Origin of the sequence: Acidisarcina polymorpha, from assembly GCF_003330725.1 — a bacterium.
Taxonomy (GTDB): domain Bacteria; phylum Acidobacteriota; class Terriglobia; order Terriglobales; family Acidobacteriaceae; genus Acidisarcina; species Acidisarcina polymorpha.
Map to the genome: position 1 here is coordinate 1,824,800 of NZ_CP030840.1, position 20,451 is coordinate 1,845,250.

The following is a 20,451-nucleotide window of genomic DNA, read 5'->3' on the forward strand; positions in this document are numbered from 1 at the left end:
AGACCAGGAAACTGAATACGACAGTTGGAATGACAGTAGAATCAGAGCTCTCACTTGATCAGAAAGCTAGCCGGAGCACCATCGCTCCCTGGTGGCACACCGCACTCATCGTCATTTTGATCGCGGCAACTTCGGTGCTGGGATCGTTGCGTCCTGCAAAGACTTCGATGTCTGGCCATCATCTCGCCAACTATGGAGTGACCCTTGCGTGGGAATGGGTCCTTGCCGCACTTACCTACTGGGGAATCCGATTGAAGAAGACCCCGCTTCGAGAGTTGCTGGGCGAGCGTCGTCCCGGACGTAAAGCATTCTTACTCGACGTGGGAGCAGCCGCCGTCTTCTGGATCGTTTCGTTGATGGTGCTCGCAGTGTTGGCAGTCTTGCTTCGATTGCTCCATCTCGAGAGCGCGCAAAAACAAATCAGTCAGCTCGCTCCGGCGAGTGTGCCCGAAGCAATTCTCTGGATTGCGCTGAGCCTCTCCGCCGGAATGTGCGAGGAGTTTCTCTTTCGCGGCTATCTTCAGCAGCAATTCGCTCGCGCGACCGGCCATATCTGGGTCGGTGTCCTCGTCTCGGCGGTCCTCTTCGGTGCCGCGCACGGATATGAAGGAATCGCTGGAATGCTGATGATTACTGCCTACGGAGCACTCTTCAGCATCCTCGCCATCCGTCGCAAAAGTCTTCGAGCTGGAATGATCGCGCATGCATGGCACGACTCGATCACCGGCCTCGTGCTCTGGTTCTTGAAGCACGCCCGTGTGCCTCTCGGTCTTTTCTAGGAGAGAGTCAGCGTTCAAATAAACTGCTTCCGTGACTCCTGCGATTCCAAAGTACAAACACGGATGTACGAAAGTTGATTTTTTTCTTGACACGCTTTTTTCTGATCTCTATACCTTTCGTTAACTGCAGCTTTTGTACTGCAGTCTCGATGTCAAATCGAAAAGGGAGAACAAACAACAATGGCAACCAAGAAGGCAGCCAAGAAGGCACCAGCAAAGAAGGCGGCACCAGCGAAGAAGGCCGCCAAAAAGAAGTAGTCACTGCAACAGGCAACACAGTTGGGGAGCGCTCATTGCGCTCCCCAACGTGTTTCTGCGAATAAGTTTGAAGAGCAAGCTCTCGTCTGACAAACGAGAACAACTAGGATGAGAGAAGATGACGCGGCGCCGATGGATCGCTGATCAGTGGGACGAATCGCACGCGACCTTGAGCGGTAGCCCGGCGATGCACCTGGTTCGTGTGCTCCGCGCTCGACCGGGTATGGTCTTCGACCTTGTCGCCGGCGATCGCGTGCGTCGCGCAGTCATCTCCGAGATCGAAGAGGGCGCAGTGAGATTTCTCCTCGGCGAAGATGTGGAAGCCGAAGCCGCTCTTCCTATCACGCTGGTCCTCGCCGTCTTCAAGTTTGATCGAATGGAGTGGGCGATCGAGAAGGTCACCGAACTAGGCGCGGCATGCATCGTTCCGGTGATTGCGCGGCGAACCGAGAAGCACCTCGCGCAAGCTTCGACGGCGCGGGTGGAGCGATGGCGTCGCATTGCGCGGGAGGCCGCTCAGCAATCCCGGCGTTCAGATTTGTTGCGAATTCAGGATCCGGCTCCTCTTAAGGATGTTGTCGGTCAGGCGCCCCATGCGTTGCGCCTTCTGCTCGCCGAGCGCGAGCGTTCGGTGATGCTTCGAGATGCTATCGAATATGAAGAAGGCGGAGCATCGCTCCCGGAAGATCAAGAAATCTGGCTGGCGGTCGGACCGGAGGGCGGGTGGGCGCCGGAGGAGGATGTTCTATTTTCCGGAGAAGCATGGAAGCCCGTGAGCCTGGGTCCGCGTATTTTGCGGGCGGAGACGGCTGCAATCGCTGCCGTCTCTACACTCGCCGCATTGCTCGACTAGATAGTATTTCGATGCCGGTGCCAAACGTGGAATCCAGCCGCTGGCGATCTTCCTTAGAGCAGCCGCCTCGCCCGTTCGACGCGGGAGTGAAATGCCTCGATAACTCCAGCGGCGAGTTAAGCTCAGACCACTGACTCTCAGCTGAAAATCTCTTTGACCTTAGCGAATAGACTTCGAGAAGTCGGTTTATTCTCAACCGTCAGCGTTTCCGCCAGCTGCCGTAGCAACTCGCGCTGCACCTTTGTCAGTTTCTTCGGCGTCTGCACCGCGACCTCAACGACCAGGTCGCCGCGCCCGCGTTCGTTGAGATAAGGCACACCCTTGCCGCGAATGCGGAACTCCTTGCCACTCTGCGTGCCTTCGGGAATCTTCAGCGTAGTTTCGCCTTCGAGAGTGGCAATGGCCAACTCGTCACCGAGGGCCGCCTGCGGCATCGAGATCGGCATCACGCAATGGAGATCGTTCCCGTCCCGCTCGAAGAACTCATGCGCCTTGACTGCCAGGACAATGTAGAGATCGCCGCTCGGGCCGCCAAAACGGCCGGCGTCGCCCTCGCCCTGATAGCGAATGCGCGTGCCCTCCTCCACGCCTGCGGGAATGTTCACCACGATCTTGTGATCCCGGCTGACGCGCGCCTCGCCCCGGCAAGTTGGGCATGGATTCGTGATCATGCTGCCGGTGCCGCCGCACACATTGCAAGTGCGGGCGATCGAGAAGAACCCCTGCTGGTAGCGAACTTGTCCTCTTCCCTGGCATTGCGCGCAGGTGGTCGGCCCCTGTTTGTTCCGGGTCCCGGTGCCTTGGCAATCATCGCAGGCTTCCATCCGGTGAATGCTGATCTCGGTCTCTTTACCAAAGACCGCTTCTTCAAAGGCGATCGACATCTCGTAGCGGAGGTCCCGGCCGCGCTGCGCGCGCGACGGACGCCGGTTGTTGCCGCCGACGTTGAACATCTCGCCGAACAGGTCGCCAAAGATATCGCCGAGATCTTGCGCGTTGGTAAACGGGCTGCCATTGCCGCCGGCGCCGCTCACCCCAGCATGTCCATACCGGTCATAAGCGGCGCGCTTTTGCGCGTCGGTCAGAACCTGATAGGCTTCGCTGCACTCTTTGAATCGCTCTTCGGCTTCGGCATCCCCGGGGTTGCGGTCGGGATGAAACTGCATGGCCATCTTGCGATAGGCCGTCTTCAGCTCCTGATCGCTCGCATCGCGGGTTACGCCTAACACTTCGTAATAGTCGAGTTTGCTCACGTTGTTTGCTGGACTCATATCTCTTTCTAGCTGGGGTTCCTAGATGCGAAAATGTTCAAAAACAAAAAGGTTGCGCTTTTTCTCTCAACTGCTTCAACCCGCCGGGTCGCCATTTACGCCGAAGCCGATCCACGGTTGCTGACCACGCGAACCAGCGCAGGCCGCAGGAGACGCTCCTTCATACGATACCCGCGACGGACTTCTTCGAGGACCTGCTGATCTGGTAGATCGACTCGTTCGACCGAATCGATAGACTCATGAACATGGGGATCGAACTGGGCGCCGACCGTTTCGACCGGTTGCACATTGAGCGAGCGAAGCACATCGTCCATCTGCTTGACGATCAATTCGACTCCACCACGAAGCTGTTCGGCGGTTCCACCGGCTTTGAGCGCCAGCTGGAAGTTGTCGATGACCGGCAAAAACTGCTCCACTGCGCCGGCCGTCGCGAAGTCGCGAAACTCTGCTCGTTCTCGAGCCTCCCGTTTGCGGGCATTATCAAACTCGGCCTGGAGGCGCGCCATGCGATCGAAGACCTGGTCGCGTTCCGCCTTCATTCGCTCATACTCCTCTAACGGAACTGACAGCGCTCCGGTCGCCTCAGGGGCCTGCACCGGCTCCTTGGGGTCGACCCCGGTAGTTACCGCATCGGCTGGATCCGAGACCGGGTCGGTATTCTGATGAAGCTCTAATTCCTCGTCTGTGATCGTCTTATCCTCAACTGCTGTTTTGTCATTCATAAATGCCTTCTTCCACACGTTACCTAACTTAAGCCGTCCTGCCATCTTGGCTGCTCCCTAGGACTTGCCGGCTATGAAACCTGCTGGTTGTATTGGATCTACTGCGGAGGCTGCAGGATTCTGTCCGAGAGCTGCGCGATGAATGATACTGCATTCATCGTCTCCTGGTATTGCAGACGAACCGGCCCCAGCACTGCCACGGTGCCCAGACTCTCCGCTCCAACCAAGGCAGGTGCGCCGATCAACACCATACTATGCATCTCCGGAATCGTCTCTTCCAACCCAACGACGACTCGCACATTCTGCTGACGAGCATCGACATAGGCGTTCAATAGTTCGATCAACCGCCGCTTCGCCTCGAGTGCGCCAAGCAGCTGACGCAGGCGATCACGGTCGACCTGACTGGCAATCAAGTTTCCTATTCCCTCTATAAATATAGATGGGCCTTCACCGTCGCCATCGAGCGCCCCCTTGCGGCAAAGCTCCCCGACTGAGCGAGTCAATTGATCGTACTCGTGCCGTTCTTGTTCGATGCGCCGCTCGAGGTCGCGACGAATTTTTTCCATTGACCAGCCGCGAAAATTCTCATTCAGGAAGTTCGCTGCGGTCCCAAGCTCAATATGGGTGAGGTCGTGATCGAGCGCAAGCACGCGGTCGAGCACCGCGCCAGCCTTGGTCACCACCACTGCCAAGACCCTTCCAGCTGCCAAGCGCGAGAAGTGTATGTGCTCGAGCTCATGAAATTCGGCGCTCGCAGCGACTGCCACGCCCACTCCATTCGAGATCAGCGCCAGCACATGCGAAGTCCGCTCCAGAAATTGCTGCCGGCTGCTTACTCCAGAAAAGCTGTCTTCAATCTGATCGCGGCGATCCTGAGTCAGCCCCGCCGTTCCGCTGCGGGCCATACCATTCAACTGCTCCACGTAAAAGCGAAAGGCCTTGGCGGAGGGCATGCGGCCCGCCGAGGTATGCGGCTGATCAAGCAATCCGGCATCTCCGAGCGAAGCCATCACATTGCGAATGGTCGCTGAACTCATGCCTTCGCGATTGCCGAGTTGGCGGGCGATAGCCTGCGAGGCGACCGGCTCCCCGGTATCGATGTACATCTCGATAATAGCGGTAAGCACCGCCCGTTCCCGCGGACTAAGCCTGATTTCGCCAGCCATGATTTCCCATCAGCCCTTGAAACATCTCCTGTCGTAGCGGTGTTTCGGGTAGACTCTTCCTATTTGATTCTAGGAAGATGACGATTGGGTGTCAAGCTGAGGAGACCGTCGGCGCAGTGAACCCACGTACAGCAAGCTTAATGCCCGAGCACTCTCAGCCGCTTACACCATATCCCGCCAATTCGCACCCACTCCACAATCGGCAACCAATGGAACCTTCAACTCGATGACGCCCTCCATCTCTTCTTTCACCAGCGCTCGAACTCGATCGACTTCATTCTCCGGCACATCGAAGAGCAATTCGTCATGCACCTGCAACGTCATCGCGGTCTCGAGATTCTCTGAAGTCAGCCGCCGGTCGATGCGGATCATGGCGAGCTTGATCAAGTCCGCCGCCGTCCCTTGGAGAGGCGTGTTCACCGCCGTCCGCTCGGCAAATCCTCGAAGGTTCGCATTACGGCTTTGAATATCGGGAATCGGCCGTACCCGCCCAAAGACGGTCCGCACCTTCTGCTCTCGGCGCACCTCTTCGAGAAGCCTGTCAATGTAGGTGCGCACCCCGCTGTAGCGCGCGAAGTAGGTCTCGATATAGAGCCGCGCCTGGTGCTGATCGATGCCCAATTGCTGCGCCAAGCCAAACGGCGAAATACCGTAAACGATGCCGAAGTTCACCGCCTTCGCGCGATTGCGCGTTTCTTTATCCATACTGTCGTGTGGCACGCCGAAGACCTCCGACGCGGTCAGCGTATGAATGTCCTGGTTGGTGCGATAGGCGTTCAGCAGTAGCGGGTCGTCAGAGAAGTGCGCCATCAGGCGCAACTCAATCTGCGAATAATCAGCCGAGAGCAGCGTTCGCCCCGGAGCGGCGATGAACGCTGCGCGGATCTCTCGGCCCAAAGCAGTCTTGATGGGAATATTCTGCAAATTCGGATTGGTCGACGAGAGTCGTCCGGTCGCCGTCCCCACCTGGTTGAAGGTGGTATGCACACGACCGTCGCGGTCGGCAAGCAACGGCAGCGAGTCGACGTAGTTCGATTTCAGCTTGGCCAGATAACGATACTCGAGCACCAGCCTCGGCACTTCGCTGTGCGTAGCCAGTTCCTCGAGCACATCCTGCGCTGTCGAAACCACCTTGCCCTTGCCATACTTGAGTGGCTTGGGCAGGTTCATCTTGTTGAAGAGAATGTCACCGAGCTGCTTCGGTGAGTTGATATTGAAGCGATGCCCGGCCTTCTCATAGATGGTCTCGCCCACCCGATGCATCTCTGAAGTGAGAGTTTCCGCCATGCGGTTGAGAACTTCAGAATCGATCCGCACCCCAACCGTCTCCATCTTCAGCAGAATTGGCACCAGCGGGAGATCGATCTCCTCATAAACGCGGCGCTCGTCGAGGGAGCCGATATCCTCGCGCAACACCGGGGTCAGTCCGCGAATCACGTGCGCTGCTTCCGCCAGCTGCGCTTCCCCAAGCTCCTGAAGTGGACGACTCGTAAAACGCGCCGCCACGTCCGCCAATCGGTGACTCGCATGGGTCGGATTGATGAGATAGGAATACAACATCAGGTCATCGTTCGCGCCGGCGAGCTCGACACCGTGCTGCTGCAATGTCCGCAGGGTTCCTTTCAAGTCGTGGACACGCTTAGGAATCAAGGGGTCTTCGAGCAATGCCCGCAACTCCGCATCCTGAGCGTGACCCACTCTCAGGATCAAACCCACGCCAGGCTCGGTCGATACCCCAATCCGGATTCCTTCCGGCTCGATATCTTTCGGGTTTTCCGCCGTCTCAGCCTGCTCAGCGGCCTCAAACATCCCCATGAACGACAAGCTCTTAAGAGCGGGTTCCGCTTCTTCTACCGCTTCGGTCTCCTGCTCGCTTACTTGCTCCGCAACGGTTTCAAGGATGGACGTCTCGAGCCCGAGCGCAAATCCGTCTTTCCTCGCCACCTCGAGAAACCGGCTGACCTGTTCCTGGGTTGGTTCCAGGAGAAACTCGGTGGCGACGCTCTCCGCTTCCGGCGCCAGCTCCTTCAGCAGCGACGTAAATTCGAGCTCAGTAAACAATGCCCGGCACGCGGTCACGTCAGGCTTCTGGGTGCGCATTGCTTCAAGATCGAGCGGTACCGGAACCTCGCAATGGATCGTCACCAGCTCCTTGCTGAGCATGATGTTGTCGCGATTATTCTCGAGCGACTCGCGATAGGTCTTGCGTTTCACCTCGGAGGCGTGATCGAGCGCCGCCTCGACCGAGCCAAACTGCTGGATCAACTCGACTGATCCTTTATCGCCAATTCCGGGAGCTCCAGGGATGTTATCGATCGAGTCGCCCCGGAGCGCCATCACATCGACTACCCGTTCTGGAGGAACTCCCAGCGTCTCGATGACCTTCTCACGGTCGAGAACCAGGTTGTCCTTCGCTGGGTTGAGCACCTTCACGCTATCGGTCACCAGCTGCAGCATGTCCTTGTCGTTCGAAACCACAAAGACGCAATGGCCGGCCTCCGCAGCCTGCTTGGCGAGGGTGCCGATCACGTCGTCCGCCTCAAAGCCTTCCGCCTGCAAGATGGGTATATGAAAGGCATCCAGCGCGCGGCGAATATAAGGCAACTGCTGCGCCAAGTCTGGAGGCATCTCGGTGCGGTTGGCCTTGTAGCCAAGGTAGTCAATCTCCTCAAAGGCCTGGGTCTTGATATTGAACTTCTTGACCGCGGTCATCGCCTTCGAGCGCTCGTCGCGAAAGACTTGACCGCTGACATCGAAGACCGCGGCAAAGTATTCCGGAGAGAAATCACGCCGCAGCTTGTTGATCATGTTGACGAAAACAAAGGTCGCTGCCGTCGGCACACCGGTCCGCGTTGACATCGGCCGCTGCCGCTGCATCGCGTGGTAGGCACGAAAGATGAACGACATCGAGTCGAGCAGAAAGACCGGCGGCTTACTTTGCAAAGAGGTCGGAGCCGAATTAGCCATCGATCAAAAGTCTAGCTGATTCCAGCAGAAGTACCTTGAATCCACCCGCCGCAGAAGAGCGATCGAGGCTCTCTGCGTTGAAGAGGCCGCCGAACGAAACGCTCGGTATGACACTGAAGGTGCTTCTTTTTCTAGCTATGTGTAGCTGCCCGCGAGCAGCTACACCGATTCGGAATGGATCTTGTGTTCTTGATATTCCTCGATGTGGTGGTAGATCGAGTCCGGAAACTTCAGATTGCGATACAAGTTGCCGCAGTCCGGATCTTCGGGGTTCGGCAATATCGGAAACTCCTGCTCCGCCTGCCAGGCGAGAATGCGCTCCCGCTTCGGAGGGTTGTAGTCGCGCCCTTCCACCTGGCGCAACATCAGCACCGCCTGCTCTTCGCTAAAATCCGGGTCGCGGGTCAGCCAGCCAACCACCTCTTCGCCGGGAAGAAAATGACGCGCCACCATCGCAAAGACCAGCCGACCATAGTGGCCGATGTCCTTCCCGGCATCGAGAGAATCCATCAGGTGGGCCATCATCGAGTCTTTACGCAGGGCGGCCTCGCCATCCTCCTCACCATCACCATCGATAGCTTCTCGGTCGATGCCACTCGCCGCTGCCTCGACCTCAAGAGCAGGTTCCCGCCCGGCTCCTGCTTTGAGCCGCGCCAGCTCAGCTTCGGCGCGTTCTGCACGCTCTATCGCCTGCTGCAGCTTGTCATTCGATGTCGTTGTCTCGTTCGTCTCCGGCGACGCCTTCCGATCGGCCATCGGTCAATCTCCTTTACGCTTTTTGTTCGCTTCAAGAGAGATGATGTTCCACGCGGCCCGCGTTGCCTCATGAGAGAAACATACAGTCCCCATAGGAAAAGAAGCGATACCGCTCCGCGATTGCATGCCTGTATGCAGCTAGCGCCGCTTCGCGTCCGGCAAAGGCACTTACCAGCATCAACAGAGTGGATTGCGGCAGATGGAAGTTGGTCAGCAGGCCGCTCACGATGCGGAACTCGTATCCCGGCGAGATAAAAATGCTGGTCGTCCCGGCATGCGCCGCCAACGGCCTGCCTTTTGCTGCCAGGGCGCAGTGCTCCAGGGTGCGGACAGTCGTCGTTCCGGCAGCAATCACTCGCCGGTTCTCAGCCAGTGCGGCGTTAATCGCATCTGCCGTCTGTGCCGGCAAGGTGTAAGGTTCCGCGTGAAGCCGAATGTCCTCGACTCGATCCACCCGCACCGGTTGAAACGTTCCCAACCCGACGTGCAGCGTGATGAAGACTACCGTCACGCCCCTCGCCCGGATTCGCTCCAGCACCTCTGGCGTGAAGTGCAATCCCGCCGTCGGAGCCGCCGCCGAACCCGGCCGCTCTGCAAAAACAGTCTGGTAGCGTTGCCGGTCACCGCTCGTATCTTGACGCCGAATATACGGCGGCAGTGGCATATGGCCGACTTTTTCCAGCTGACTGAAAAAATTAGGAACGGGATGAAAGCGAAGCAGCCGCTCCCCAAACTCGCCGCGATCCACGACCTCGGCTGTAAGCGACGTTCCATTGTCGGAGGCAAACACCAGGGTATCGCCTAACAGCACCTTGCGGCCCGGCCGAACCAGAGCCGTCCACTCCCATTCGTTTACTTGTTGAGTGAGCAGCGCTTCAATCTTGCCGCTCTGTGCCACACTCGCCTTATGTCCGAGGAGACGCGCCGGAATTACCCGGCTGTCGTTCAGCACTAAAACGTCGCCGGGGTGAAGCAAATCGGGAAAGTCGCTAAACCATGCGTCCCGCCACCTCCCGGATTGCCGGTCAAGCACCAGCATCCGTGCGCCGGACCGTTCTGCCGGAGGTTGCTGCGCGATGAGTTCTTCGGGTAGTTCGAAGTTGAAATCGGAGACAAGCACGAAGTCGATTCTACTTCCGGTCAGCGCCTGATCCGATGGCGAAGTACTCCTCGGCCAGACGGCGGGCCCGCTCCATGGCTACCTCCACCTGCATTCGCACCGCTTCCAGTTCTTCCGAGCCGGCGTTTGAGACCGGAGGATTTACCTTATGTGCCCAGCTTACAGCGACACGGGAAAAGGGCTTCGGAATGAGGAAGCCATCCCAGGAGTTTGCCACCCACGCCCGCTCTGGGAGTAAATACAGAATGCCGACCGGCATTTGGCTCATCTGGGCAAGTTTCACCGGGCCAACTTTGGTCTTGAAGCGGGGTCCGCGCGGGCCGTCCGCGGTGAACACAGCGATAAAGCCCGCATCGATGGCGCGTTTCAGACCCAGCAGCCCTGCCGCTCCCTCGCGCGAACTTGAACCACGCACCGCATCGAAGCCAAACCGCTCAATCGTACGAGCGATCAGTTCGCCATCGAAGCTTTGACTGACCAGGATCGAGCAGCGAAGCTTTCCGTGAAAGTAAAGCAGTGCCGGAAGCGCGCAACGATGCCAGAAGCAGTAGATTCCAGGAGTTGCTTTGGTGGGAGGAACGAGCCCTGGTTCAACCACATATTCGAAGCGAAGCGTAGCGCCGATCGCCCGCAGCAACAACGCCACCAAGGGGGGAACCGTCGCCAGCGCTAAACGCTGTCCAAAAGAAAAACGTCTGCGCTCTGACACCGGGCTCACACTGACCATTCTATTGGCCGCATCGGGCGGGCGAGTGAAGACCTGCCAGCAAACCGCTGACGAGCTTCGATCCTCCCGTCTGAAGCCGGTTTGTGTCAGTGCATCTGATCTGCCCTGCAGGAGCTTTTCACGATTGTGTATCCGTTCTCTGCTCATTTGTCCTTGGCGAAGCAGCGATAAATCCTTCAGACGAGAAGACCGGCCCGCGCGTCGGAAAGAATCGCTGAACAAGGCAATCGTGAAGCGCGGAGTCCAGGTCGGCGCAACAATCGCCAATAACCACAACCCGGTGGTCAGCATCCGTAGCTTCAGTCAGAGTAGAGAGAACGACGCCACTGGTCGCAATGCCGTAGAGAACCAACGTATCGATGTCTTTGGCGCGAAGAATCATAGCGAGATCGGTGCCGGCGAAGGCGCTGATGCGGTGCTTGGTTATAACGATTTCATCAGCGTGCGGTGCGATCGGCTCCGGGATCGCTCCAAGCGGGTCCTGAAATAGCCGCTGATGCTGCTCGGAGGACTTGATTGCGCCGAGAACTGCGTTCCGGGAACTGATCTCGGGGTGTCCCGGTCGAAAACCGACCTGGATGTGGATGATGGTCATGCCAATAGTACGAGCGTGATTGAGAACATTAGCGACTCGCACCAGAAATGTATCTTTGTTCTCTCGGGTGTAAATGGAAACAATGCCGGCTTGACAATCCATGCTCAAGACGGCCGTGCGGACCGGATCAATCGTGAAAGTGTCTGCCATTTATGCTCCCTTCGGCACAGAGCCCCGCCCGTCGGAATTGGAGTCTCATGGTTTACCCCGCGAATCCCGGTCAAGCGAAAGCCGTAATCCATGCGGGCTTCTGAGGCCTTCTCATCCCATCTGCTCTTGTCAGCTATACCTCAACCAGCGGATCATCTCCGGCAGTGTTGCCCGCTTTCCGTACATCAAGATGCCCACGCGATAGACGCGCGATGCGACCCACAACACGAGCACGATCGTCATCAGCATCAACAAAATCGAGGCAGCGATCTGCCACCACGGCGGAAACTGCGAAGCCATGCGCAGGAACATGGTGATCGGGGCGCACGGGGGAAACATTGAGATCGCGACCGACCATATCGAATTTGGATTGCTCACGATGAACGAGATCATGCCAAAGCTCAACCAGATAGGCACGGCAGCCAGAGGGCTGTATTGCTGCAATTCCTGTTCGGTGCTGACCGTCGCCGCGAGCCCAGCGAACAAGGCGCTATAGAGCACATAACCGAGAACAAAGTAGACGCCGAAAAGGACGATTTCTACCGGAGCGACATGAATGGACATCTCTCCGGACATCAGTCTGCCTGCGATGGCGCTGCCGGCAAAGAGACCAGCGGCAACAATCCAAATCGCGATCTGGGTGATACCGACTGACCCGATGCCAATTAACTTCCCCGCCAGCATCTCTTCCGGCCTGACCGAGGCGAGCATGACTTCGAAGATCCTCGAGGTCTTCTCCTGAATAACCGAACGGCCAACGTTCATCCCGTACATGACCACCGTAAAGGAGAGTAGAAACGCCATGATGTAGGCCGCCCAGAAAGTGCCGGCGGCGTTGCTGCTGCTGGTTTTGCCGTTCTGCACCTGCAAAGTTGTGACCTTGACGTCTTTGGTCAGCGATTCGATTTCCCCGGCCGGTATACCTCGAGCAGTGAGTTGCTGTTGCATTGCGGCGCGGGTAACCGCATCGGTCAACCGCGTTACGGTCGTAAAGTCGCCCGAGGTCCGCGATTCATATGTTGCTGAGAGCGGCATCTGTCCGGCTGCCGCTTCCAGCCATAGGAAGCCATCCAGTTCTTTGCGGTCAACGCTCTCGGTCAGATGTTGACGATCCTGGTCGCTAGCGGGCGCCACCACATCGACACTCATCCGCGCGTCTTTGTCACTCAGCAGTTGCTGTTGAACGCGATGGGCAAGCACTGTATCACTCGAGGCGACAGCAACGTGTTTGCCCGTGCCGGAATTCTTACCGGCAAGATAGACGATCGAGAATATCCCCAGGAAAATGCCGGGAATCAGAATCGTCGTAATTTTGAAGGCTTTGCCGCGGACCTGCTCCAGATATTCGCGCTTCGCGATCAACCAGACGTTATGCATCGGCATTTCCCCCGACCGTCTGGATAAATATCTCCTCAAGCGAAGGCTCGACCAATTCGAACTTCCCGATGCGCGCCTTAGCAACCGCCTCCCGCAGCAATGCCTGCGGATCGGCGCCGTCTTTAAGCTTCAGCTCCGCGTGGCCAGCATAGTTCTTGTACTCGGCGATCGACTCGTGGCGCAGAAACGAATCGTCTCCCTCAAACTCGATTACCACCCGGTTTCGCTCGTAGCGCGATTTCACCTCTCGCATCGTGCCCGCGAGAACGACTGTCCCTCGATTCACCAGGCTGATCGCGTCGCAGAGCTTCTCTACCTGGTCCATGCGGTGGGTCGAAAAGAGGATCGACTTTCCCCTGTTCTTGAGCTCGATCAGCGTGTCCTGCAGCAGGATCGCGTTCACCGGATCCAGCCCCGAGAAAGGCTCATCCATAATGATGAGGCTGGGATCATGGAGCAGCGTCGCAATGAACTGGATCTTCTGTTGCATGCCCTTGGACAATTCTTCGGTCTTCTTCTCCAGAGACTCGGCAATCTGGAGACGCTCTGCCCATTGTTGCGCGCGGGATTGGGCGACACCGGCATCCAGGCCGTGCAGCTGTCCCATGAATACCAGCTGGTCGACCACCTTCATTTTCCTGTAAAGGCCGCGCTCTTCCGGCAGATAGCCGACTCGCGCCAGCGCCTTTCGGGTGAACGGTTCATCGAAGAGAGTCACTGTGCCCGAATCCGGCAGCGTCACCCCGATCATCATGCGGATGCTCGAAGTCTTCCCCGCACCGTTAGGCCCCAGTAGGCCGAACATGACACCGGGTTCAATGCGCAGACTGAGGTTCTGCACGGCGACCTTCTTGTCGTAAGACTTGGAAATCCGGTCCAACTCAACAACCGCCATCCGGGCTTCTCCCTGAAGATGGGGCCAGTGTAGCAGGCGAAGTGAGCGATATGATGGACCGCGCTATCGAGTTCGGCTGCCATACTCTTTTGGACGCAGGATCCTCGCTGGATTTCCAGCCACGGTCGCACCAGGAGGAACATCGCGCGTGACGACGCTGCCGGCGCCGACGATCGCGTCATCGCCGATATTCACACCAGGCACAACGATGGCGCCTCCGCCAAGCCAGACATTCTTACCGATGTGTATCGGTGCTCCCGATTCGTATCCTTGGCGGCGCAACTGGGCGTCGCGAGGATGGTCGGCGGTATAGAGGTGGACTCCAGGACCAACCTGGCAGTTCTCGCCGAGAACGATCGAAACCACATCCAGGAAGACGCATCCGAAGTTCACGAAGGAGTCGCGCCCAATGTGAATGTTGTAACCATAATCACAGAGAAACGGAGGGCGGATCGTCACGCCGTCGCCGACCGAGCCCAACAACTCCTTCAGCAAACCAAGCCGGGCTCCGGCTTCGGTGAGGCTGGTTGCGTTGTAGTCGCGCAACACTCGATCCGCGTGCATGAGATCTGCCGCAAGCTCCGGGCCCACGGCCCGGTAAAGGTCCCCTGCCAGCATCTTTTCTTTTTCGCTGCGCAAATCTATTTCAGACATGAATCACTCAAATACTTCACGCAATGGCCCGAGGCATTTGAGCACTTTCTCCGAAAGTTTCGGAAAGCGCCGAAAATGCTCTAGCATCGTCTCTGTGCTGTCGCTCGACACCCCTATCCAGTTCGTTAAAGGCATTGGTCCAGGCATCGCCAAGACTGTTGCCGAGAAGAACGTCCTCTGCGTCGAAGACCTACTTTATCATCTGCCTTTTCGCTATGAAGACCGCCTGCACCCCACTCCGGTAGAGGCGCTGAAGGCCGGAGAGATGGCGAGCGTCATTGGCGAGGTGCGTGGCACGGTTCTCCTGCGCACCCGGTCCATCCCGATCTTCGAGATGACCATCGGCCAGAATTTGTCGACCCTCAAGGCGATGTGGTTCCATGGCGCCTTCCTCAAAGACAGGTTTAAGCCAGGCCAGATGGTCGCTCTCTACGGCAAGGTTGAACCGAGCCGCTCCAGCCGCAGCTTCAAAATGATCCAGCCGCAATTTGAGATTTTGCCGGACGATCACGACGATGAGCAGAGCCGCTTACTGGAAGTCGGCCGGATCACTCCAGTTTATGAATCGCTCGGGGGCAGCCGGTTCGCCTCTCGCTGGATTCGCCGCACCATCTATGACTTGCTCGAAGATCTCCGCGGCAACGTTTCCGAGACGCTGCCGGCCGCGCTGCTTGCCAGGCTGCAACTCCCCAGCCGTGAGGAAGCCCTGCGACAGGTTCATTTCCCTCAGGCGGGAACGCCAATGACGCACCTCCAGGCCTGGTCGACTCCCGCCCACCGGCGACTGATCTTCGAAGAGCTCTTTTATCTCGAGCTCGGCCTGGAATTGAAACGCAAGAAGTTCAAAGAGCGAGCTGGGATCACCTTTGAGACGAATGAGAGGGTGCGCCTCGCCTTGCGCCAGGTGTTGCCCTTCCACCCAACTCCGGCGCAGAAGCGGGCGCTGGGAGAGATCGTTGGCGATATGCGCCGCCTGGGGCCCATGCGTCGGCTGCTCCAGGGAGACGTCGGCTCCGGGAAAACCATTGTCGCCCTGCAGGCAATGCTGGTGGCCATCGAAAACGGCTACCAGGCCGCTCTGATGGCGCCGACTGAAATCCTTGCAACCCAACACTATCTGTCGATTCGCAAGCTCCTCGAGCGGGCCGCGATTCCAGAAGGCAATTTGCCTTACCATGTCTCGCTGCTCACCGGTTCGCTTGAAGAGGACCGGAAACGGGCGGTTCGGGGTAAAATCTTTCGCGGCGAGACGGATCTTGTCATTGGCACCCACGCTCTGATTGAGGAGAAGGTCGAGTTCGCGAAGCTCGGGCTGGTAGTCGTCGATGAACAGCACCGGTTCGGAGTTCTGCAACGCTTTCGCCTGATGAAGAAACCGACCGACGCCGAGCCCGATGTGCTGGTGATGACCGCGACTCCGATCCCCCGTACTCTGGCGCTTTCCCTTTACGGCGATCTCGACCTCAGTGTGCTTGACGAGCTTCCCCCGGGCCGAACGCCGATCCTTACCCGCCAAACCACCGATGAGCGCGCTCCCGAGGTATGGGATTTCGTCCGCAAGCAAGTCGCAAAAGGGCACCAGGCATATGTTGTCTATCCGGTGATCGAGGGGGCCAAAGACGATCAGCCGGAACTCGACTTTCCCGAGGATGGTCCGAAGGGCGATGAGGCGAAATCGAAGCCTGCTGCGAAGCCGGCGAAAAAAACGGTCAAGGCCCAGTCGCTCTTTGGTGAGAAACCAGCGCCTAAGCTCAAGCCGCGCAGTGCGCCAGATTTAAAATCCGCAGTCGAAATGTACGAGTTGCTGAGCAACTCGAGCCTTGCCGGGCTCCGACTTGGCTTGCTGCATGGCCGGTTGAGCGCCGATGAGAAAGAAGTCACGATGCGGCGTTTTCAGCGCGGCGAGATCGATGTCCTGGTCGCGACCACTGTGATCGAGGTCGGCGTTGATGTTCCCAATGCGACCGTGATGGTCATCGAACACGCAGAACGCTTCGGTCTGGCGCAGCTTCATCAACTCCGTGGCCGAGTGGGGCGCGGCGCCGCCAAATCCTACTGCATCCTGATGACCGGATCCACCCGGAGCGGCGCGAAAGTCTCGGCTCAGGGAGAGGAGCGCCTGGCCGCAATGGTCCGCACCCAAAATGGCTTTGAACTCGCCGAGCTCGACCTGCAGCAGCGGGGACCGGGAGAGTTCTTTGGCACCCGTCAAGCCGGTCTTCCCGATTTCCGGGTAGCCAATCTGCTTCGTGACCGGGCGCTGCTGGAACTTGCCAAGGAAGAGGCCTCCCAGTTCGTTCGTTGCGCCGACAATGAAGCCACGCCCGAAGAAAAATCTCGCGTCTGGGCGCGGCTAAAGGAAGCCTGGCAACGGCGCTATGGCCTGGTGGAAGCGGGCTGACGCTGTCCGTATTCAACGGGATCGCTCAGCCTGGTATCGTAAGCCTCGAGCCAGAGTATCCAGTCACTGTGTTTAGAATGGGATAGTTCCGGGGGAGCCTTGTGCCGAGCCAGCAAGAAGTTCAGTGGTCGCAACTTAAAGTCGGTGTGCTGGTTCTGGTCGCACTGGCCGTACTTATTGCCCTCGTCTTCCTGATGTCCGGCAGCACCGGTGGCCTGTTCACCGGCAAGCTGACGGTCCGCTCCTACTTTGAGAACTCCGCCGGGCTGAAAGTGGGCGCTCCGGTCAACCTCGAGGGCGTGACTATCGGGAATGTGAAGTCGATCCGCATCGTCCCCGACCGTAAGCTGACTCCCGTGGAAATCACAATGAAGCTGAGCAAGCAGTATCAGGTCGGTCTGCACACAGATTCAAAGGCCAGTCTCGAGACCGTGGGCGTGCTGGGTGACACGGTGATTGACATCAGCAGCAAGGTCGCTACCGGCCCTCAACTTCAAGACAACAGCGAACTTCAGACGACCGAAACCCCAAATCTCAGCGACGTCATCAAATCCAGCCAGGGGACCATCGAACAACTGAATACCATCCTCTCCAAGGTCGACAATCTCGCCGATTCCCTTAACAGCGGCAAAGGCTCGATCGGCAAGCTGATCCAGGACCCCGAACTCTACAATCGAGCCAACGACGCCGTTCAGCAGATTCAGAAGCTGGTCGATGAGATCGGCAGCGGCAAGGGTTCGATTGGCAAGTTGATCGCCGACGACACTCTTTACACGCGCGCCAACGAGACCGTAGGCCGCTTGCAGCACATCGCCGACCAACTCGACAATGGCCAAGGGACGGTCGGCAAGTTGTTGAAGGATGAGACCCTCTACAACAACATCAATAAATCCGCCGCCGGCGCCCGCCAATTGCTCGACGACGTCAACGCCGGACGCGGCGGTCTCGGCTTGATCGCCAAAGACCCCGCATTCGCCCAGAAGCTGAATGACACAGTCACCAAGCTCGACTCGATTCTGGCTCGTGCCGACAATGGCGAAGGCACCATCGGCCAGTTGGTCCGCAATCCTTCGGTGTACAACAACGTCGACCAGATGCTGACCGAGTCTCGTGGCCTGATAGCTGCCATTCGCGAGAATCCCAAGAAATACCTCACGTTCCACGTCAAAGTTTTCTGAACCATTTAACTTCCGGTACCTGCCAGGCCGTCAGTCCGTTCGTGGCTTTTCCCCCAGGAAAAGCCGCACCTCGCAACTCCCGGTTGTACGACGGAAGGCGAGAATGCTCTGAAATCCCGGGCAGGAACCAAGGAGCCCTGAACTGCGTAGGCTTCTTGTGTTATTTTTCGGAGCAGGTGCAAGATTGCTCGAGCATCCGTCGCAGTACGCTCCCCCGCAGCAAAGCGCCGCACTCACAGGAGCTTATGCATACAAATCGTCTCGCCGTCATCCTCCTTCTTGCCACAGCTGCAGCATTTGCACAAAGTCCAGTTGCTGCCCCGCCGCTTCTCAATCCCGAGAGGCCGGTGGATACACCCGGCGATGCCGCCACCCCGAAAGAGCCGAAGGCCCCCCATAGCTTCGACCTGAGCGCAATCGACAAGACTGCCGATCCGTGCAAAAACTTCTATGCATACGCCTGCGGTAATTGGCGCAAGAACAACCCCATCCCGAGCGATCAAGTGCGCTGGGGGCGTTTTAATGAGCTGGCCGAGCGCAACCGCTACCTGCTCTACACCGAGTTGCTGAAAGCCAGTCAGCCAAGTCCCGATCGCACACCCCTGCAGCAACAATATGGCGATTTCTTCGCTGCGTGCATGAACACCACTCTGGCGGATGAAAAGGGCGACCAGCCGGTGCTTCCGGTGCTCGAAACGGTCAACAGCCTGCAAGATAAACAGCAGCTCGCGTCGCTGGTCGCCACCTTGCAGAGTAAGGATGGCGTTCCAGTCTTCTTGAACATCGGCTCCGAACAAGACGCCAAGGATTCGACCAAGCAGATCGCCGGCGCCTACCAGGGTGGACTTACTCTGCCCGACCGCGACTACTACCTCGAGACTGACGCGCGGATGGTCAAGATTCGCGAACAATATACTGCGTATCTGGTGAGCATCTTCAAACTGATCGGCGATTCCGACGACAAAGCGGCTGCCGAAGCAAAGAGTGTGCTCGATCTCGAAACGGCTCTGGCCAAGGGCTCGGTCCCTCGGGTTGAATTGCGGGACCCGCAAAAGGTCTATCACCCGATGCCCATCTCAGGATTGAAGGCACTCTCGCCGGACTTCAACTGGGATTCGTATTTTTCCGGAATCAACGAGTCTTCCTTGACCAGTCTGAACGTCGGAACGCCCGATTACTTCAAGGCAATGAACCAGGTACTGGCGTCGAGCAGTCTCGATGAAATTAAGAGCTATCTCCGCTTCCACGTAGCCAACAATGACTCGCCCTGGCTGTCTAAGCCCTTCGTCGACGCTCACTTCAACTTCTTCAACAAGCAGCTCCAGGGACAGGACAGCCCTACTCCTCAATGGAAGCGCTGCACAACACTGACCGACCGCGCACTGGGAGAGGCCGTTGGCCAGGATTGGGTCAAGCAATACTTCCCTCCTACCGCCAAGGACAGCATGGAGAAACTGGTCGATGCGCTGGACAAAGCTCTTGGTGAAGATATCCAGTCGCTGACCTGGATGAGTGATGCAACCAAGAAGCAGGCCGAACTGAAGCTTAGCCAATTCCGCCGCAAGATTGGCTATCCGGAGAAATGGCGCGACTACTCCAGCCTGAAAGTGGAACGCGACGATCTGATCGGCAATCTTCGCCGCTCGGCTGCTTATGAGTTTGCCTACGATCTGAACAAGATCGGCAAGCCGGTGGATGAAAAGGAATGGGGGATGACGCCGCCCACGGTGAATGCCTACTACGATCCACCCATGAACGACATTAACTTCCCGGCGGGGATCTTACAGCCGCCGTTCTTCGACCCGGACAAAGACCCCGCCGTTAATTTTGGGGCAATCGGCGTCGTCATTGGCCATGAAATGACCCACGGCTTCGATGATGAAGGAAGCCAATATGATGGCAAGGGCAACCTGCGCGAGTGGTACACCCCGGAGGATCGGAAGCAGTTCGTCGCCAAGACCGACTGCGAGGTCACCGAATATAACAACTTCGAGTCTGTCCCGGGAGCCAAGCTGAATGGCAAGCTCACTCTGGGCGAAAATACCGCCGATAACGGCGGCCTTCGCATCGCCTATCAAGCGCTGATGAGCACCCTTGCCGCGGAAGGCCCCGCAGCCAGCCAACCCGTCGACGGCTACACCCCCGCTCAGCGGTACTTCATCTCGTTCGCGCAAGTCTGGTGCACCAATCAGACGGACCAGTCAGCCAGAGTGATGGTCAAGACCGACCCTCATTCCCCCGGCGAATGGCGCACCAACGGCTCGGTGCAGAACTTTGACGAGTTTGGCAAAGCCTTCGGCTGCAAGAAAGGCGATCCGATGATGCCGCAGAACTCCTGCCGTGTCTGGTAAAACTGCGGCAAACCACGGATGTCCCGGGGCCGATTGAAGGCCCTGGGGCCCACAGCCATCTCTTTATGCGTACTATCAAGGATAGGGTTCTTTGTATTTAATCGTCGGACTCGGCTCACGCCGCCGCGAAGTGCCCGTCAAACTAGCCGAAAGCCGCTCCACCTTTTACAATTCAGCTTAGTGTTCGGCAAGGGAGCGATCCTGAGCCATCCCGAAACAGCCCGCTGCAGA

The 20,451-nt window shown here is 57.9% G+C and carries 16 protein-coding genes; 5 read left to right on the forward strand and 11 right to left on the reverse strand.

Annotation, left to right across the window (positions count from 1 at the left end):
- The first annotated feature begins 29 nt into the window (after window positions 1-29).
- Entirely contained in the window at window positions 30-779 is a 750-nt protein-coding gene (locus ACPOL_RS07940; RefSeq protein ID WP_161557251.1) for a type II CAAX endopeptidase family protein, read from the forward strand.
- Window positions 780-1,155: 376 nt separating this feature from the next.
- On the forward strand, window positions 1,156-1,890 hold the full coding sequence (locus ACPOL_RS07945; protein ID WP_114206577.1) for an RsmE family RNA methyltransferase: 735 nt from the start codon (window positions 1,156-1,158) through the stop codon (window positions 1,888-1,890).
- A gap of 137 nt (window positions 1,891-2,027) precedes the next feature.
- Here the strand turns inward: ACPOL_RS07945 and dnaJ are convergent, their stop codons facing one another.
- The 11 genes from dnaJ to ACPOL_RS08000 all read right to left on the reverse strand — a co-directional run bounded on the left by dnaJ (window position 2,028) and on the right by ACPOL_RS08000 (window position 14,290).
- Entirely contained in the window at window positions 2,028-3,161 is a 1,134-nt protein-coding gene (gene dnaJ / locus ACPOL_RS07950; RefSeq protein ID WP_114206578.1) for a molecular chaperone DnaJ, read from the reverse strand.
- 95 nt (window positions 3,162-3,256) lie between these two features.
- A complete protein-coding gene (locus tag ACPOL_RS07955) occupies window positions 3,257-3,883 on the reverse strand; it encodes a nucleotide exchange factor GrpE (RefSeq protein WP_114206579.1) in 627 nt (208 codons plus the stop codon).
- Window positions 3,884-3,981: 98 nt separating this feature from the next.
- Window positions 3,982-5,049, reverse strand: coding sequence for a heat-inducible transcriptional repressor HrcA (gene hrcA, locus ACPOL_RS07960; protein ID WP_114206580.1), 1,068 nt, complete (start codon window positions 5,047-5,049; stop codon window positions 3,982-3,984).
- Between the two features lie 162 nt (window positions 5,050-5,211).
- A complete protein-coding gene (polA, locus tag ACPOL_RS07965; RefSeq protein WP_114206581.1) occupies window positions 5,212-8,016 on the reverse strand; it encodes a DNA polymerase I in 2,805 nt (934 codons plus the stop codon).
- A gap of 159 nt (window positions 8,017-8,175) precedes the next feature.
- Window positions 8,176-8,772 (reverse strand): hypothetical protein, encoded by a 597-nt coding sequence (locus ACPOL_RS33985; RefSeq protein ID WP_201759111.1) that lies wholly within the window; start codon window positions 8,770-8,772, stop codon window positions 8,176-8,178.
- Between the two features lie 67 nt (window positions 8,773-8,839).
- A complete protein-coding gene (gene queA / locus ACPOL_RS07975; RefSeq protein WP_114206582.1) occupies window positions 8,840-9,892 on the reverse strand; it encodes a tRNA preQ1(34) S-adenosylmethionine ribosyltransferase-isomerase QueA in 1,053 nt (350 codons plus the stop codon).
- A 10-nt stretch (window positions 9,893-9,902) separates the two neighbouring features.
- Window positions 9,903-10,766, reverse strand: coding sequence for a lysophospholipid acyltransferase family protein (locus ACPOL_RS07980; protein ID WP_236657319.1), 864 nt, complete (start codon window positions 10,764-10,766; stop codon window positions 9,903-9,905).
- Entirely contained in the window at window positions 10,738-11,364 is a 627-nt protein-coding gene (locus ACPOL_RS07985; protein ID WP_114206584.1) for a cysteine hydrolase family protein, read from the reverse strand. The genes ACPOL_RS07980 and ACPOL_RS07985 overlap by 29 nt, the downstream gene beginning before the upstream one ends.
- A 129-nt stretch (window positions 11,365-11,493) precedes the next feature.
- Window positions 11,494-12,741 (reverse strand): ABC transporter permease, encoded by a 1,248-nt coding sequence (locus tag ACPOL_RS07990; protein ID WP_161557252.1) that lies wholly within the window; start codon window positions 12,739-12,741, stop codon window positions 11,494-11,496.
- Window positions 12,734-13,636 (reverse strand): ABC transporter ATP-binding protein, encoded by a 903-nt coding sequence (locus ACPOL_RS07995; RefSeq protein ID WP_114206586.1) that lies wholly within the window; start codon window positions 13,634-13,636, stop codon window positions 12,734-12,736. The genes ACPOL_RS07990 and ACPOL_RS07995 overlap by 8 nt, the downstream gene beginning before the upstream one ends.
- Before the next feature lie 63 nt (window positions 13,637-13,699).
- Complete coding sequence (locus ACPOL_RS08000) at window positions 13,700-14,290, reverse strand: sugar O-acetyltransferase (protein ID WP_201759113.1); 591 nt, start codon at window positions 14,288-14,290, stop codon at window positions 13,700-13,702.
- A gap of 94 nt (window positions 14,291-14,384) precedes the next feature.
- On the opposite strand from ACPOL_RS08000, the gene recG reads away from it, so the two are divergent.
- From recG to ACPOL_RS08015, 3 genes are all read left to right on the forward strand, one after another.
- Window positions 14,385-16,691, forward strand: a complete 2,307-nt coding sequence (gene recG, locus ACPOL_RS08005; RefSeq protein ID WP_236657516.1) for an ATP-dependent DNA helicase RecG — start codon at window positions 14,385-14,387, stop codon at window positions 16,689-16,691.
- A gap of 101 nt (window positions 16,692-16,792) precedes the next feature.
- Window positions 16,793-17,869, forward strand: a complete 1,077-nt coding sequence (locus ACPOL_RS08010; RefSeq protein WP_201759115.1) for an MlaD family protein — start codon at window positions 16,793-16,795, stop codon at window positions 17,867-17,869.
- A gap of 245 nt (window positions 17,870-18,114) precedes the next feature.
- Window positions 18,115-20,220, forward strand: a complete 2,106-nt coding sequence (locus ACPOL_RS08015; RefSeq protein ID WP_114206588.1) for a M13 family metallopeptidase — start codon at window positions 18,115-18,117, stop codon at window positions 20,218-20,220.
- Window positions 20,221-20,451 lie beyond the last annotated feature (231 nt).